Annotated in this window: 13 protein-coding genes; 8 read left to right on the forward strand and 5 right to left on the reverse strand. The window is 61.1% G+C overall.

Annotated features, from left to right (window positions below):
* Window positions 1–11: 11 nt before the first annotated feature.
* Window positions 12–1,358, reverse strand: coding sequence for an FAD-dependent oxidoreductase (locus ACSQ8V_RS26895; protein WP_436207724.1), 1,347 nt, complete (start codon window positions 1,356–1,358; stop codon window positions 12–14).
* Window positions 1,359–1,480: 122 nt separating this feature from the next.
* Between ACSQ8V_RS26895 and ACSQ8V_RS26900 the strand changes: the two genes are divergently transcribed.
* Complete coding sequence (locus ACSQ8V_RS26900) at window positions 1,481–2,851, forward strand: MFS transporter (RefSeq protein WP_213764568.1); 1,371 nt, start codon at window positions 1,481–1,483, stop codon at window positions 2,849–2,851.
* Window positions 2,852–3,058: 207 nt separating this feature from the next.
* On the opposite strand, the gene ACSQ8V_RS26905 is transcribed toward ACSQ8V_RS26900, so the two are convergent.
* Window positions 3,059–3,535 carry a Rieske 2Fe-2S domain-containing protein gene (locus tag ACSQ8V_RS26905; protein WP_436207725.1) on the reverse strand — a complete coding sequence of 159 codons (477 nt, stop codon included), beginning with the start codon at window positions 3,533–3,535 and terminating at the stop codon, window positions 3,059–3,061.
* Between ACSQ8V_RS26905 and ACSQ8V_RS26910 the strand changes: the two genes are divergently transcribed.
* On the forward strand, window positions 3,534–6,713 hold the full coding sequence (locus tag ACSQ8V_RS26910) for an EAL domain-containing protein (protein WP_436207726.1): 3,180 nt from the start codon (window positions 3,534–3,536) through the stop codon (window positions 6,711–6,713). The genes ACSQ8V_RS26905 and ACSQ8V_RS26910 overlap by 2 nt on opposite strands.
* A 108-nt stretch (window positions 6,714–6,821) precedes the next feature.
* Here the strand turns inward: ACSQ8V_RS26910 and ACSQ8V_RS26915 are convergent, their stop codons facing one another.
* Both ACSQ8V_RS26915 and ACSQ8V_RS26920 read right to left on the reverse strand, forming a co-directional pair.
* Window positions 6,822–8,228 (reverse strand): DHA2 family efflux MFS transporter permease subunit, encoded by a 1,407-nt coding sequence (locus ACSQ8V_RS26915; RefSeq protein ID WP_436207727.1) that lies wholly within the window; start codon window positions 8,226–8,228, stop codon window positions 6,822–6,824.
* A gap of 15 nt (window positions 8,229–8,243) precedes the next feature.
* Window positions 8,244–8,672: a MarR family winged helix-turn-helix transcriptional regulator gene (locus tag ACSQ8V_RS26920; RefSeq protein ID WP_213764554.1), complete on the reverse strand. Its 429-nt coding sequence runs from the start codon at window positions 8,670–8,672 to the stop codon at window positions 8,244–8,246.
* 227 nt (window positions 8,673–8,899) lie between these two features.
* On the opposite strand from ACSQ8V_RS26920, the gene ACSQ8V_RS26925 reads away from it, so the two are divergent.
* The 5 genes from ACSQ8V_RS26925 to ACSQ8V_RS26945 all read left to right on the forward strand — a co-directional run bounded on the left by ACSQ8V_RS26925 (window position 8,900) and on the right by ACSQ8V_RS26945 (window position 13,254).
* A complete protein-coding gene (locus tag ACSQ8V_RS26925) occupies window positions 8,900–9,226 on the forward strand; it encodes a hypothetical protein (protein ID WP_436207728.1) in 327 nt (108 codons plus the stop codon).
* A 328-nt stretch (window positions 9,227–9,554) separates the two neighbouring features.
* Window positions 9,555–10,667: an ABC transporter substrate-binding protein gene (locus ACSQ8V_RS26930; RefSeq protein ID WP_436207729.1), complete on the forward strand. Its 1,113-nt coding sequence runs from the start codon at window positions 9,555–9,557 to the stop codon at window positions 10,665–10,667.
* Window positions 10,664–11,509 (forward strand): ABC transporter ATP-binding protein, encoded by an 846-nt coding sequence (locus tag ACSQ8V_RS26935; protein WP_436207730.1) that lies wholly within the window; start codon window positions 10,664–10,666, stop codon window positions 11,507–11,509. The genes ACSQ8V_RS26930 and ACSQ8V_RS26935 overlap by 4 nt, the downstream gene beginning before the upstream one ends.
* Window positions 11,502–12,386 (forward strand): ABC transporter permease, encoded by an 885-nt coding sequence (locus tag ACSQ8V_RS26940; protein WP_436207731.1) that lies wholly within the window; start codon window positions 11,502–11,504, stop codon window positions 12,384–12,386. Before ACSQ8V_RS26935 ends, ACSQ8V_RS26940 begins: the two co-directional genes overlap by 8 nt.
* Window positions 12,379–13,254, forward strand: coding sequence for a substrate-binding periplasmic protein (locus tag ACSQ8V_RS26945; RefSeq protein ID WP_436207732.1), 876 nt, complete (start codon window positions 12,379–12,381; stop codon window positions 13,252–13,254). Before ACSQ8V_RS26940 ends, ACSQ8V_RS26945 begins: the two co-directional genes overlap by 8 nt.
* Before the next feature lie 166 nt (window positions 13,255–13,420).
* Here the strand turns inward: ACSQ8V_RS26945 and ACSQ8V_RS26950 are convergent, their stop codons facing one another.
* The gene (locus ACSQ8V_RS26950) at window positions 13,421–13,963 is read right to left on the reverse strand and encodes a hypothetical protein (RefSeq protein ID WP_436207733.1); all 543 of its coding nucleotides are present in this window, start codon (window positions 13,961–13,963) and stop codon (window positions 13,421–13,423) included.
* 486 nt (window positions 13,964–14,449) lie between these two features.
* Between ACSQ8V_RS26950 and ACSQ8V_RS26955 the strand changes: the two genes are divergently transcribed.
* Entirely contained in the window at window positions 14,450–15,403 is a 954-nt protein-coding gene (locus ACSQ8V_RS26955; RefSeq protein ID WP_436208019.1) for an ABC transporter substrate-binding protein, read from the forward strand.
* The last annotated feature ends 77 nt before the right edge of the window (window positions 15,404–15,480 follow it).

Consider the following 15,480-nt stretch of genomic DNA (forward strand, 5'->3'; position numbering starts at 1 on the left):
GTGGAGTTCCTTTAATCGAGTTGTGCGCCATCGCGGTTAAGCAGCAAGCGGATATCGCGACCTGCCAGCCGGCTCACCGGAATGTGTTCGTTGACAGCCAGCGCCGCGGCGTGGCCGATTGCGTGACCATAGGAAAAGCACTGCGCCGTGACGCGCGCGGACGCCACCGCTTCGTGTTCCGCTGATAAACATCGCCCCGCCGTCAGCAGCCCGTCGCCCTGCTGCGGCACGAAACAGCCGAACGGGACTTCGTAGTAATCGTTGAGCAGCCACTCGACGCGCGGCCGGCTGCCGCTATGCAGCTCGATTGGCCACGGTGAACGCGCGATGCCATCGGCGAATTTCTTGCCCGCGAGAATGTCGGCATTGAGCAGCGTCTGCACGCCGAGCGCCTGACGGCTTTGTCGAATGCCGACCTGCACACCGGTGTCGTTGACCCAGCTCGTCTCGCATCCCGCCAGATGGTCGCGGAAGAAGCGCGCATACTCACGCACTTGCAGGCGGCCTTCGAACTCCGCTTCTGTGAAATCCCGATGGATCATGGAATTGAGCTCGCGGCCATCAGCGCCCGTGATACGCGTGCAGTTGCAAAGCAGTTCGCTCGGACGCGGTGTAGGGAACAGCCAGATCTTGGCGCGCGGCAGCGTATAGCCGCAGCCATTCGCCTCCACGAGCTGCGCCGATATCTCGGGCGGCATGATCGTGTCGTGGCCGTATGTGCTGAGAAACCGCTCCACGTCCACACCGCCGAGGCGAAAGATCATGGTCGGATTCTGAACGTGACCGTTGTCCCCCATCGAGGTCGGCCAGCCCGCCATGGTGACCAGGTCAGCGTCGCCGCTGGCATCGATCGTAATGGGAGCCAGCACCCGCACCTTGCCGCTCTTCGTATAAATCTGCGCGCCGGCGACCCGCCCTTCGTCCAGCACAACTTCCGTCACCGTCGCGTGATAAATCACGGTAATACCGGCTTCGCGCAGCATTGCATCCGCCACCTCGCGCCATACCAGCGGATCGTGGACCACCGTATAGGTCTTGCCGTATTTCACCGGATCGCCAAGGCCGCCCCGCGCGTGCATCATCGCGATGAATTCATCGACGAATCCATGCACCAGCTGGTTGGGCGGCGCGTCTCCATTGCTGGCTTCGTACAGGCCGCACACCGTGCCCGACAGGCCCGCGACCGCACCACCTCCGCAGAACCCGTAGCGCTCCGCCAGCACGACCCGGCAGCCCTGCCGTGCCGCCGTGACCGCCGCGGCGAGGCCCGCCGCGCCGCCGCCCGCGACGAATACATCCGCTTCGATAGTCTCGACCGGACGGACGTCGCGCGTCTCCAAAACGATCGTTCGAGTCATGAATCTCCTCCATCCAAGGTTCGTTTTCTGGTTGACACTCTAAGCAACAACATCATATTCTGTCAACATGTCACTGACATACTACCAACATACAAGATCATTTCGACTTAGGAGACAGCCTTATGAGGCCGCGCATTCCGTACCGGTGGATCATTGCCATCGTTCTATTTGTTGCCTACAGCATCCAGTACCTTGACCGGGTAAAAAGCAGCGTCCTGAACCCGATGATTGCGCACGATATCGGCCTCAGCACCGGTGATATCGGCACGGGTGCATTCCTGATGCTGCTGTTCTACGGGCCGTCGCAATATGTGTCGGGCCTCCTCACGGACAAGTTCGGACCGAAGCGCATCCTGGTGTTTTCGGTGGTCGCGTGGTCGGTGATGACCATGTACATGGGCGCGATCCAGACGCGCAACGAATACCTCTTGCGCATGGCGTTGTTCGGCATGCTGGTGGGAACTGAATACGTGCCGTCGGCGCGTATTCTGATGCGCTGGTTCAACAAGGAAGGCCGGGCGCGCGCGCAGACTATCCTGGCGTGGGCCTGGATTCTCACGCCCGCGTGGGCAAGCGTGGTGGCGACCCAGTTCGCCGCGCATGCGAACAGCTGGCGGATCGTATTCGTGGTCACGGGCGCGCTGGGTGTCGTCCCGCTCGCGATGATCCTGCTCTTCGTGTTCGATCGCCCCGAGCAGTACAAGAAGATCACGGAAGAAGAGCTGGAATATGCTTACCGCGACGAGATCGCTTCCGGCACCATCAAGCGCGGTGAATATCGCAACGCGCAGCAGGACATCATGCGCAATGGCGCGGTGAGCTTTCTCGACCTGTTCAAGAACAAGACCTACGTAGCGGTTGTTTTTGTCGATATCGTGATGCAGATCACCTTGTACGGCGCACTCACCTGGATCCCGCTTTATCTCTCGGACACCTTCGGTTTCAAGCTGCAAACCATGGGATGGTGGAGCGGACTCTATTTTCTCGCGGGTGCGGTGGGCAGCTTCGTATCGTCCTACCTCTCCGATAAAGTCTTTCACGGCAACCGCAAGATCATGATCCTTGCGTGCTTTATCGGCCTCGCACCGTTCGTGGTTTTGCTCGGCTCATTGCAGCATGCCAATCAGTTGCTGCTGACTATCGCGCTTTGCGGCATGGGATTCTTCGGCAACATGGCGTGGGGACCGTTCCTCGCATTGCCTGCTGAAATTTTCACGCCGGAGGTGTATGGCAAGGCGATGGGCTTCATGAACGGCGCGGGCTATTTCGTCGCAGCGTTCTCCGCGAAAATCTTCGCGATTCTTGTCACTGTCGATGCCCTCGGAAAGAAGGACTACAGCAACGGATGGTATTTCATCGCGCTGTGCGTGGTTGCAGGGGTATTGGCGGCGAGCCGGATCAAGACCGGATCTCCGGCCGGCGAGCAAAGACACCCGGACCATGGGCTGAATGGGGCGCCAGGGCCGCGAGAAAAAGGGCAGAACGTGCTCTAGCTTAGGTGGGTGTGCATGGATTCCTGCGCGACTGCGTCAATGCTTGCGAACCATACGCACGCATGCTCGCACGCGCAGCCGGCCAGCGCTGCGGCCATGCGCACCGCACTGTTTTATAGCCAATCATTGTTGTGCTCCTCCATGATTCGATGGAATGCCGCCAGATCGGCGGCCTGTGTTTATGTATATTTCCTTAAAGTCTGTTGCTTAGTTTTCCTCCTTTATTTCAATTTCGGCGAACAGGTGCCCATCCTGGTGCAGCGGGCATTCGACCGTCTCCCCGTCTATATCTCCATCCGGCAGATGCGCGTAAGCGTGGGTGCAGCTCACGTCAAAGACCGCGATACATGTGCCGGCTGCTTCGCAACGTTCCACATCGCCCTCTTCAATACCCTCCGCGCGCGCAAGCGAGGGGTGCATGGCGAGTGCTTCGTTACCGTTACGCGGACACCCCCAGCGGCAAGCCTTGCGAGCGCTCGCACCATCGTGTCGCGTTTCCGGCACCGTCTTGGGGAGTTTTAAGCGCAGGCTAAAGAAGTCGTTCAACCGGTCGATAGCATGAACAGGGAGTTTCCTCGACCGGACCTGACCCAGGTCCGACGTTCCCCGCACGGAGAAACGCAGTGAAACGTCTGACTTATGACAGCCGGGGAGAAAGCTTCGCGGTCGAGCGGCAGCGCTCATGAAACGTAACCTGTTCTTCCGGTTTCTTGCGCGCCTTCGCGTCGGCCGCAAGCTGCTGCTGATCTATCTGCTCGACCTGAGCGCAGTGCTGTATATCAGCGGCATCCTGATCCACGAGAAGTACATCGCGATCGACTTCTCCGACAAGGAGCTGATCGGCAACGCCTACGTCGCGGCCGCGCACGACGCGCTCATCGACTTTGCACTCGCGGGGGCCGGGCAGCCGCAGACGGCGGCCCAATTGCAACGCACAGCGAACCGCCTCGCCGACGCGGAGCGCCTCTATGGCGCGAACATGCAGAGCGCCGAGCTCAATGCGCGCGTGCTGGCCGTGCTCGCGGCCAGCGCGGCGGCGCATGCGAGCACCGCAACAGCGGACGGCGGCCTCGAGGCGACACGCGAACTGGTGACGCGGGTCGGCAACCAGTCGAACCTGATTCTGGACCCGGACCTCGACAGCTACTACTCCATGTCGCTGTCTATCCTGCGCTATCCAGAGCTGCTCAACGACGTCAACCGGATCGGCCGCCACCTGCACGATGCCGGCGCGAATCGTCGCGCCGCACCGATGAGCCGTGACGAGATGCGCACCCGCTACCTCGTGCTGGAAGGGCAGCTCGACGCCGTATTGCAGGGGCTGCGTTCCGACTACGCGGAGGCTTCCGCTGCGAACCCCTTGCTGGCAGGGACGATCGGACCACCAGTCGAGCGCATGCTGGCCGCGATCGACGCGTATCGCCATGTGGCTGGTGCCGCGGTCGATGCCGGCTCGGCGGTGGACACGCTTGCCGCGCTCGACGCCGCACAGCAGCGCGTAGTAATGAGCGTGAGCGAGGCGTGGAGTGTGACCGCCAATCAGCTCGAAACACTGCTGCATGAGCGCGTGCGCGGCCTCTTTGAGCGCATGTGGCTGCACCTCGGCACGGCGCTATTCCTCCTGTGCGCGATCCTGAGCATGGTGTATTCCGTCGCACAGCAGATTTCGCGGCCACTGCGCCAGCTCGCGCGCGTGATGGACACGGTGCGGCGCACGGGCGACCATTCGCTGCGTGCCAGCTGGCATAGCCAGGACGAGATCGGACAGCTTGTGCGAGGCTTCAACGACATGCTCGCGCAACTCGACCGCGAGCGCGACGTGCAGAAGGAACTCGCGGCGACAGCGCGCGCGTCGGCCGCGCAGCATGCGCTCGTCGAAGCGACCCCCGTGCCGATGGTCGTCACTGCGATCCCCGGGCACGAGGTGCTGCACGCGAACACGCCCGCGCTCTACTGGTTGAATGGCTGCACGGTCGACCCGTGGGCCTTCGGTCTCGACTCGGAGGTTCGCGCTCGTTTCTTCCAGCAACTCTCCGACCGCGAGGCCGTCGACGAATTCGAGGTGCACTGGAAGGCCGCGAGCGAACCCACCTGGGCCATGCTGTCAGCGCGGCGCTTCAACTTCCAGGGACGTGACGCCGTGCTGACCGCGTTCACGCCGATCAACCAGATCAAGCTGATGGAGCAGCGCCTCGAGCTGTGGGGCAAGGTGTTCGAGGCGTCATCCGAAGCAATCCTGATTCTCGATGCGCAGCGGCGGCTCGTGACTGCCAACGCGTCGTTCTATCGTGCGACGGGGTATCGTGCCGACGACGTGGCGGGCAAGGAACCGGCTTTCCTTTTCGGCGCGCAGGAGCACGACGACATTTTCCCGACCGTTATCGATTCCGTCGATCGCCTGAGCGCATGGCATGGCGAAGCGCACGTGCGGCGGCGCGCGGGCAGCGACTATCCGGCATGGCTGATGCTGAGCGCGGTGCGCGACCGGCGCGCGAACCTGTCCCACTACATCTGTACGCTGATCGACATCACGGACCGCAAGAAGAGCGAGGCGCGCATCCAGTTCCTGGCCGAGCACGACGTGCTGACGGAGCTGCCGAACCGCGAGCTGTTCGTGAAGCGCCTTGGCGTCGCGCTCGGCAACGCGCGCCGCACGGGGCAGCGCATCGCGGTGCTGTTCATCGATCTCGACCGCTTCAAGAACGTCAACGATTCGCTGGGCCATCACATCGGCGACAATCTTCTGCGCTCAGTCTCGCGGCGCCTGTTGCAGGCCGTGCGCAGCAAAGACACGGTTAGCCGCCTCGGCGGCGACGAATTCACGGTGATCCTGAACGGCGTCAGCAACGCGGCCGACGTCACGCGCACGATCGATGAGCGTTTGCTGCCGCTCGTGCGCCAGCCGCACGAACTCGGCGGCCTCACGCTGCAGGTGTCGTGCAGTATCGGCGTGGCGCTTTTCCCCGACGACGGCGAGGACATCGAGACGCTGATGCAGAACGCCGACGCCGCGATGTACCAGGCGAAGGGCGCGGGACGCAATCTCGTCAAGTTCTTCGCGCCCGACATGGCCGAACGCGCCCACTACCGGCTGACGCTCGAAGCGTGTATGCGCACCGCAATCGAGACGCACGAGTTCCGGCTCGAGTACCAGCCGTGCGTGGATGCGCACACGGGCGAACTGGTGGCCGTCGAAGGCTTGCTGCGCTGGAACAGCCCGCAGATCGGCAAGGTGTCGCCCGCGCAGTTCATTCCGGTCGCGGAAGATACGCGGCTCATCATTCCAATCGGCGCGTGGGTGATAGACGAAGCATGCCAGCAGATCGCCGCGTGGGATGCAGAAGGACTGATGCCGCTGCGCGTCTCGATCAACCTGTCAGCGATCCAGTTGAGCGGGCCGGACCTGATCGGGACGCTCGCGGACAGTCTCGCGCGGCATCGCGTGGACCCGTGGCGTCTCGAACTCGAGATCACCGAGACCGTGCTGATGGACAACGCGGAGAACTATCTCGCCACGATCAACGCGATCCGCGCGCTCGGGGTCAAGCTATCGCTCGACGATTTCGGCACCGGTTACTCAAGCCTCAGCTATCTGAACCGCTTTCCACTGGATCGGCTCAAGATCGATCGTGCGTTCGTGCTCGACATGCTCGATGCCCCGGCGGATCTCGCCATCATCCGGGCGATCATCGAGCTCGGCCACGAACTGGGGCTGCGCGTGGTCGCCGAGGGTGTCGAGAGCGAGCATCAGGCTCGCATCTTACGCACGATCGGTTGCGACGAGCTGCAGGGCTTCCTGTTCTCGAAGGCGTTATCGCCTGCCGATTTGTGGTCCTGGACCAACACGCGCGAGGTGGCGTGAGCGGCGCGGCAGCTTCTTTCGTGGCGGTGGGGTGGTACGGATTCAGGAGAAGGCAGGAAGGCAGTCACGGCATTTGCGGCTAATCCGGCAACGACAAACCGTGAACGCTCACACTTCAGATGCGCGATGTATTCGTAGCGGAAGAAGCGTTGCCGCCCCGAAAGCCAACAAGTGAAAACAGGAGAGCATCACAAAGGCCATCAGGAATTGCCGTGGCTGAGCGTTCGCCGGCTTGTGCATCGTCAACGAAATCACCACGGCCAGGAGCGTGGTCGCAACTGGACCGCCAACCCTTTGTGCAATGTTCAACGCGGTGTTCGCGACGGCAAGCCGCGCTTTCGGGATCGATGAATAGGCTGCCGATATCGACGGTATGCTGATCGTTCCTTGACCCGCCCCGGCCAGGAAAAGGCTGACCACGGCCCACGCAACCGAGAACTGATGTCCTGTCATCCAGAGGAACGTGATCGTGCTCAGGAAAGCCAGCAACGCACCGCCCGCCGAGACTCCGCGGCAGCCATATCTTTCTGTCATGAATCCCAGAAGTGGAAACGAGCACATCATGCCGACACCCGTCGACGCGATGATCCAACCCGCATGCGCGGCGGGCAACCCACAGCCTGCGATCAGGTACAAAGGAACGACAAGTTGCCGGCCAAACAAAATGCCGTTGGCGAAAAATTGCGTGGCGGCAGCGACGGAGAAAGTCCGGTCGGCAAAGATCCGCACATCGATCAGCGCGGAACTGCCCTTGCGTTTCGCGTGCCGCAAGAATCCCGCAAGAAACACGGCGCCGGCGAGCAGAACCCATCGTCCCTCTGTGTGCGACGCATTTTGAAGCCCGTAGATGAGCGCAACGAGGCCAGGTGAAATCAGCGCGAAACCGAGGAAATCGAACGGGCGCTTTTGTAGAGAGATGGCGTCGCCCGGAAGCAGCAAGAAAGCCAGCCCGACACCGAGAATGCCGACCGGTACGTTGAGGTAGAACAGCCAGGACCACGTGGACACGCCAAGAATCGTCCCGGCCAATACCGGACCAAGGATGGGACCAAGCAGAATAGGCAGAGCGGTATAGCCCATCACACGCGCCATGTTTTTTCCCGCCACGCGCGCAATCATCATCTGTGTCATGGGCGCCAGCACGCCGCCTACCAGACCCTGGAATACGCGGGCACAAATCAGCTCACCCATGGTTCGGGACGCCCCGCATAGAATGGAGGCCAATGTGAATGTCGCGAAGCCGATGATGTAGAGGCGCTTCGCGCCAATGCAGTCCACGAGCCAACCGTTGAGTGGCAGCATCAGCGCCATTGCCAGCAGGTAGCCGCTGATGATCCACTGCGCAGTCGCAATCGACGAGTCGAGCGTGTGACTGATGGTCGAGAGCGAAACGTTGACCACGGTGGAATCGAGCTGCGTCATGAACGGCCCGATCACGGCGACGAGGGCCACTTTCCAGACAGACGGATCAATCCCGCCAGGCGCGTTGGCACTCTTCTTCATCTCGTTTTTCATTCGCTTTTCATGCGCCTATTTCTCGGCCAGCCTCTTGATGATCCCGGCAGCCTTGAACAGCGTGTCTCGCTCCTCGGCATCGAGTTCCGCGATCACCTGCGATAGCCACATCTGCTTCGCCTCGCGATTTTTCTTGCGTAACCGAACACCTTTCGGCGTCAACGCGATAAGCATCTGCCGCCCGTCGGTAACATGCGGCGTACGTTTTACGATACCCATTTCCTCGAGCGAGGTAATGGTCGTTCCCATGGACTGCGGCTTCATCCCTTCGGCGCGCGCGAGTGCCGCGATAGTGGCGGGCCCGTCATTAGCCAACCGCGACATGACGACAGATTCCGTCATCGAGAGCTCACTCGCATGGGATTCGTTGCGGGTACGCCGTACGAGCAGTCCTACTGCTTGCATCAAGTCGATGACGGCTTGCTCGAAAGTCCTGGTAGACATGATTTTTCAAACGCGGTCGGGTTGAGTGTGTGTCAAGGATGAATGTCATCAGTCAAACTTGCAAGATAAACTTGCAAGTTTGACTGGTTAGTGCGAATCTTGACCTGTGCGTTGGCCGGCCGTCGGCATGATGAATCGGCAGACGCGCCACGGACCACATTGACCACCCGCTTCGCGGCACAAGGCGGTCTCAACAAATACTGTTATGACGATTGGAGAGCCATCAAATGTCCTGGTATCAGTACCTTTCCTACTTCCTGGGCGGAGCGGTTGTTGCCAACGCGATTCCACACGTCGCAAGCGGAATGATGGGGCGATCTTTCCAGAGTCCATTTGCCACGCCATCGGGCAAAGGGTTGTCCTCGTCAACCGTTAATGTCTTGTGGGGAGCGTTCAACGTCGCGCTGGCGTACCTTCTGATCTACCGGGTTGGAAATTTCGATATACGCGTCACGGCGGACGCCGGCACCGCGGGTCTCGGTGCATTGTTGATGGCGATCTTCGCCGCCCGGACGTTCGGGCGGTTTCATGGTGGCTTCCCTGCCGCCAGATAACGGGCTAGGTGCCTGGCTGAGCGTGTCGGCCCCGACCTGAAGGTCAGACCACGGTGGTAGCTGGCAGCCAGGACGTTGACAGTGTTGACGCAGGCGACCGGTTACACGAATGCTTCCGGCACATAAACGGTTTCGCCCCTTTCCCGGAAGAGTCGGCACCTTACGGCAACCTGCATGTTTCCTGCTATCGAAAGAATTTTTAATTAGTTAGGCGCGGGACCCGCAAAAGCGAAAATCGTCTTTAGCTCAGGTTGCGAACATGCGCGCTTTTATGCGCAGCCGCGTTCGTGCCTGAAGATTTCGCCGCTTCCTTTTGCCAGGTATCCCGATGCTCTCTACCCCGACCCGGTCCCGCCTGCGTGACCGCACGATCTCCATCGCCGTCGCATCGATCGCGGCGTCGCTGCTGCTCCTCCAGAGCGGCTGCAATTCCCGCAATGGCGCCCCGAGCGTCGCGTCCACAAGCGGTGCGCAAGCCCAGAACGTGACGTATTTCAAGTATCCCGACAATCCGGCATTCGACCTCGTTTATCTGGCAGACAAGCTCGGCTACTTCGACGGTACGAGTACGCGTCCAAAGTATGTCGGGAAGGTCTCGGCGCCGCAGATCATTCCGCTGGTCGGCACGGGTGAGATCGACTTCGGTACACGCATGGTGCCGCTTGTCATCTCCGCAATCGCTAGCGGCGCCGACATCAAGGTCATTTCCGCCGGCGGCGAGACCCTGCCCGACGCACCGCACATGAAGTACTTCTCGCGCAAGGACTCCGGCATCACGCAGCCCAAGGACTTCGAAGGCAAGACGGTCGCGTTCAACAGCTTCGGCGCGTGCGCTGAGTTCGTCACGAAGAAATACCTGTCGCAGCATGGCGTGGATGTGTCGAAGGTGAACTGGCTGGTCGTGCCCGACAATCAGTCCCAACAGGCGCTGGTCACGAAGAATGTCGACATCGCGATCATTCATCCGCCGTTTTCCGGCGCCGCCGAACATGACCCGCAGCTTCACAAACTGTGGAGCGACTGGGACGAGGATCACGGCCTTGGCGGGATGGCGCCGTACAGCGTGAACGGTGCGTTTGCGCGTGCTCATCCGCAGGCGGTACGCGACTTCGTGACCGCCATTGCCAAGGCGGGGAACTGGGTCAACGCGCATCCGGACGAAGCGCGCAAACTGACGGCCGAGCGGCTCGGGATCGATGTCGACGTGGTCGAACGCTATGCCTACGTCAAGGACCTCGTCGTCACCACCCCGCCGATCCAGTATTACATCGACATCCTTGAACAAGCCGGCAAGATCCCGAAGGGCAAGGTCAAGGTCGAAGACGTGTACACCAACGAATACAACCCGTACGCGCAGCCGCCCGCACGCGCGAATGCGCCCGCGGGCTTGAGCAAGTCCGCATCGGCCGCGCCGGGTCACGACGCGGAAGCGGCATCGTGAGCAGCGTATCACCGCACCGCGACAAGATCGTCGCCGAGCATCTCGGCCTGACTTATGTTGACCAGGGAACGCCGGGGCAAGCGCGCAGGAATGCCGTGCTCCAGGATTTCAACCTGTCGGTGCGCGAAGGAGAATTCCTCTCGGTGCTGGGACCCAGCGGCTGCGGCAAGTCGAGCCTTCTCAACATACTCGCCGGACTCGTCCCGCAGACCACGGGCGATGTTCGCATCGACGGACAGATTCTGAGCGGCGTCAGCCGAAAGCTGGGGGTCGTATTCCAGGGATATGCGCTGTTCCCCTGGCGCACGGTCATCGAGAACGTGGAAATCGGCCTTGAGATCCGCGACGTAAAACGCGCCCAACGCCGCGAGCAAGCCGCGCACTTTCTTTCGCTGGTCGGATTGCAGGCGTACGGCAATCATTATCCGCACCAGCTTTCCGGCGGCATGCGTCAGCGCGCGGCCATTGCACGAGCGCTCGCCTACGGACCCGAAGTCCTGCTGATGGACGAGCCCTTCGGCGCGCTCGACGCCCAGACCCGCGAGACGCTCCAAAGTGAACTGCTTACCATCTGGGAGAAAAGCGCCAAGACCGTGGTCTTCATCACCCACAGCATCGATGAAGCAATCTTCCTCTCCGACCGTGTAGCAATCATGACGCGCGGTCCCGGCCGGGTGAAGGCGATCATCGACATTCCCCTGCCTCGGCCACGCGACGACACCGTGCGCAATTCAGCTCAGTTCCTGGAGTTGCGGCAGCGCGCGTGGGCGTTGCTAAAGACCGAGGTCGCCGAGACGCGCAGCACGACCGAGCGCGAAGATACAAGGACCATCAATGCCTGATCGATCTTCCGCGACGGCCGCCCTTCCCGCCAGCGAGCAATTCGCTTCCGACACCGCCGCCTCGCAATCGAAAGAACCTGCGCGGGCCGCAGCATTTTCACGCGTGCGCGCTCACACCGTGCGCATCTTCGAGCGCAGCGTCGCGCTGGTTGCGTTCCTGCTGTTATGGGAATTTCTGCCACGCGCCGGCATTGTCAACTCGGCCTATCTCAGTCCACCTTCCGCTGTCCTGGTCGCAATCGCGCATCTCTTCGAAAGCGGCGAAGTGTGGAAACACCTTGGCAGCAGTGCGTTTCGCTCTATCGCGGGCTTGTTGCTCGCCGTGACGGCCGGGATCATCGGCGGCTTTTTGCTGGGCTGGTTCCGTCGCGCTGAACGGATCGCCGATCCGCTTTATCAATTGTTGCGACAAGTCTCCGCATTCGCGCTGTTCCCTGTCTTCATGCTCTTCCTGGGCATAGGCGAATCGTCGAAGATAGCGATCATCGTGTGGGCCGCATTCTGGCCTGTGCTGCTCAACACCCTGTCCGGCGTTAAGCAAGTGGAGCGAATCTTTATCGATTGCGCACGGTCGATGGGCGCCAAGCAAGGATTCATATTTGCCAAGGTCATCTTGCCGGCAGCCTTGCCGCAAATACTGACCGGCATCAGGCTCGCCGGTGCGTACAGCATCACCGCGCTGGTCGCAGCCGAGATGATCGGCGCCCGCTCAGGGCTGGGTTTCTATACGCTCAACTCACAGGAAACATTCCAGATCCCCGATATGTATGCAGGCATCGTATTGCTTGCACTCTTCGGATTACTGATCAACTACGGCCTCTCGTTGCTTGAGCGCAAACTGCTGCGCTGGCGCGTCGGCATTGCACAAAATGGCTAGCGACGGAGCCGGCGCCGGTACGCTCGGTCCGCGCTATGGGACGAGGACGCGCAATCGTACGGCCGTTTTTCTGCTGGTGCTTGCGTGTATTGGCGCGGTATTGAGCCGGTTCGTCACGCTTGAAAAACCGTTCGCGGCCGCCAGCCTTCGCGGCCGGCTGATTGTCGCGGTGCCGCCCCGGCCCGCCCCTGTGTTGACGGTCGGGCACGTGGACCGCACGCTGCGATCGCCTGATCCTTTCTCGGCTGCATTGGCCGCGGATCTTGGACGGCGACTGGGACTGCCCGTCGATCTGTTGCTTAGCGAGCCCGATGCTGCGGCGGTCGCGGTCGCAACGGGCAAGGCCGATGCTGCAATCGAAGGCTTGCCGTTCCGGCCGGGTTCGACGCTATCTTTCTCACCCGTCTCCTATGCGAGCGGCCGCGGACAAGCGCTGGTCCTGCGTCACGGAAACGTACACGACTGGGCGGCCTTGCGCGGAGGCTCGATCTGCACATCGACAGGTAATGCTTATGGCCCCCGAGCCGCACGGCTCCATAACGTGCGTCTTATTACCTACGACCGGCCACTCGACGCGCTGCTGGCGTTCCAGGCCGGCGAATGCACCGCCCTGGTCGACGATGAGCTCGTCATCAAGTCGCTGTTGAAACAGCCCGACTGGAGCTATTACAGCGTGCTCCCCGGCAATATCGATCCAACGCCCTCGTTCATTGCGACGCGGGGCGGGGATGCGGCAAGCATGCGGTTCGTCGACGCCACCATCCGCGAGTGGCGCCAGAGCCGATGGCTGACGACAGCGCGCGAAAGCGTGGCGAAGCAGCTCGCGTTCGACATGTTCATCGCCGAGAACGACTTGTACTGCCATTGACTTGATGCACCGCTCAAGGTCTTGGAAACTATCCGGTCACCGGCTGCTATCCCAACGGCCAGACCGTGCCTTCACCCGAGGGGCCACTCGGCTTCAAACCGGGAGTTCACTCAGATACTCCGCGCCAAGGTGACATGCGCACGTCGTCACCCACCCGCCCGGCATGTCATCCGTGATCTGCCGGGAGAAGCCTCATGCCGTGAATCTCGCAGAAAACCCGCTGACGCAATTCAACCGTCGCACAGGGATGCGTCATCAAGGCCCAGTAAGTGCCGGGCAGATCGCGATCCTGTTGTCTGGCTCCCCAGATCTCGTACAGTTCGCACACGTCTGTCACCTCGCCAAAACGCGCCAACATCGCGCTCCAGCGATGGTCGAGCGCCTCATGCAGGATATCGGCAGCGGCTCCGCCTTCGGCGGCAAGCTGGACAGCGGCGTGATGCACTTCGAAATCACTGCGGCCACGCCAGCCGGGTCCGCTGAAATAACGAACGATGCCGTGCAGCACCGGGCCGCTGAGACAGGTTCCAAGGACCGAGCAGTGGAAATGCGGCTCCAGTTCAGCTAACCTCAGGCGCCCGTCGCCCGCGTCGGCAATCGGACCGTCGTCCGGATTTCCTTGATCAGTCGATCGATTGTTCCGTGCCGGACCGTACGTCGCACAATCGTCCGCCGGCGTCTGGGCACGCGGATGTGGCAAACCATGCATCGGGACACCTCTCACCGGATAATCAGCGCAGATCCAACGCGTGACGGGCCGCAAAAGATGGCTGGCTTCGTCGTTTCGTAATATACAGCCAAATATAACGTCTTGTCCCTTGTCCTGCTGCCTGGATAACCCACCGCAGTCGAGAGCCCGACCGCGCGCGGGCGCCGCTCCCTGCACAAGAGCAGTACAGTGAGCAAACAAACCCGCCGAGCGCGAGAAATCCTGGTGGCGGGAATGGCGACGGCTGTTGAAAACACATGCACCCGAGCGTATATGCATATTCCCAAACGTCATTTACCCGGTACATATTGTGGCCTGTAGACTACCCGGCAATTATCGGTGTCGCCTGGAGTGCTTGTGCGCCTCGGCCGCCCGCATAACAATTCACGAACTGGCACAAAGCGTCGCGATAAAGATATGAAAAATGGTATCCGGGGTTCAGTGGTCAAGCGTCTGGCGCATGCCATGGTTCTTTGTGGCGCTGCAATGCTCGCATGCACGGTGCATGCCGAGGGCAAGATCAGCATTGCGCAGCAATTCGGTATCGGGTATCTGATACTCGACGTCGTCCAGGATCAGCACCTGATCGAAAAATACGGCAGGCAGCAGGGGCTGGACATCAAGGTCGAGTGGCGCACCATTTCCGGCGCGACAGGCATGAATGAAGCACTGCTCGCCGGAGCCCTGGATGTGGTGTCGGCGGGCGTGCCGCCCATGTTGACCGTCTGGGACCGCACCCGTGGCAAACAGAACGTCAAGGCGGTCGCAGCGCTCGGCTCCATGCCCAATTATCTGCTGACCAACAACCCCAACATCAAGACACTCAAGGACTTCACCGACAAGGACCGCATCGCCGTGCCGGCGGCGGGCGTCGGCTTCCAGTCGCGTACCCTGCAGATCGAAACCGCGAGGGTCTTCGGCGACAGCGACTACAAACGATTCGACACGATCTCGGTCAGCCTGCCTCATCCGGATGCGACCGCCGCGCTAATTGCAGGCCACACGGAAATCGACGCGCATTATTCGAGTCCACCGTTTCAGTACCAGGCACTGGAGCATTCCAACATCCATAAGGTGCTGAGTTCCTATGACACACTGGGCGGTCACGCCACGTTCAACGTGCTGTACAGCACGCAGAAATTCCACGATGAAAATCCAAAGACGTACCGCGCCTTCTATGACGCGCTGGCGGAAGCGGCCCGCATCATCAACAGCGACAAGAATGCCGCCGCTGCAGCCTATATTCGCGTAGAGCATTCAAACCTGCCGTTGGCGCTAGTCCAGAAAATCGTCAACGATCCCGAAATCGAATTCACGATTTCCCCGCAACGCAGCTTCGTCTACGCGAGCGAACTCAACCGGCTCGGTGTCTTGAAGAACAAGGCAACGTCATGGAAGGATTACTTCTTCCCCGAGGCGTATGCCTTGCCGGGTAGCTGAGACGCGGCGAAGCGCCCGTCGTTTTCCCGGCCGCAGATCGCCGCCGCAGCGCCGGGTCGGACTCCTGAACTGAAGCC

The sequence above is a fragment of the Caballeronia sp. LjRoot31 genome, from assembly GCF_964253885.1.
Classification (GTDB): Bacteria; Pseudomonadota; Gammaproteobacteria; order Burkholderiales; family Burkholderiaceae; genus Caballeronia.

What these genes read in the sequence shown, in the direction of transcription:
- ACSQ8V_RS26940 (WP_436207731.1), top strand. Translation starts at nt 11,502, where the DNA reads ATGCCTGATCGATCTTCCGCGACGGCCGCCCTTCCCGCCAGCGAGCAA.
- ACSQ8V_RS26955 (WP_436208019.1), top strand. Translation starts at nt 14,450, where the DNA reads ATGCTCGCATGCACGGTGCATGCCGAGGGCAAGATCAGCATTGCGCAG.
- ACSQ8V_RS26930 (WP_436207729.1), top strand. Translation starts at nt 9,555, where the DNA reads ATGCTCTCTACCCCGACCCGGTCCCGCCTGCGTGACCGCACGATCTCC.
- ACSQ8V_RS26925 (WP_436207728.1), top strand. Translation starts at nt 8,900, where the DNA reads ATGTCCTGGTATCAGTACCTTTCCTACTTCCTGGGCGGAGCGGTTGTT.
- ACSQ8V_RS26910 (WP_436207726.1), top strand. Translation starts at nt 3,534, where the DNA reads ATGAAACGTAACCTGTTCTTCCGGTTTCTTGCGCGCCTTCGCGTCGGC.
- ACSQ8V_RS26915 (WP_436207727.1), bottom strand. Translation starts at nt 8,228, where the DNA reads ATGAAAAACGAGATGAAGAAGAGTGCCAACGCGCCTGGCGGGATTGAT.
- ACSQ8V_RS26920 (WP_213764554.1), bottom strand. Translation starts at nt 8,672, where the DNA reads ATGTCTACCAGGACTTTCGAGCAAGCCGTCATCGACTTGATGCAAGCA.
- ACSQ8V_RS26945 (WP_436207732.1), top strand. Translation starts at nt 12,379, where the DNA reads ATGGCTAGCGACGGAGCCGGCGCCGGTACGCTCGGTCCGCGCTATGGG.
- ACSQ8V_RS26905 (WP_436207725.1), bottom strand. Translation starts at nt 3,535, where the DNA reads ATGAGCGCTGCCGCTCGACCGCGAAGCTTTCTCCCCGGCTGTCATAAG.
- ACSQ8V_RS26950 (WP_436207733.1), bottom strand. Translation starts at nt 13,963, where the DNA reads ATGCATGGTTTGCCACATCCGCGTGCCCAGACGCCGGCGGACGATTGT.
- ACSQ8V_RS26895 (WP_436207724.1), bottom strand. Translation starts at nt 1,358, where the DNA reads ATGACTCGAACGATCGTTTTGGAGACGCGCGACGTCCGTCCGGTCGAG.
- ACSQ8V_RS26900 (WP_213764568.1), top strand. Translation starts at nt 1,481, where the DNA reads ATGAGGCCGCGCATTCCGTACCGGTGGATCATTGCCATCGTTCTATTT.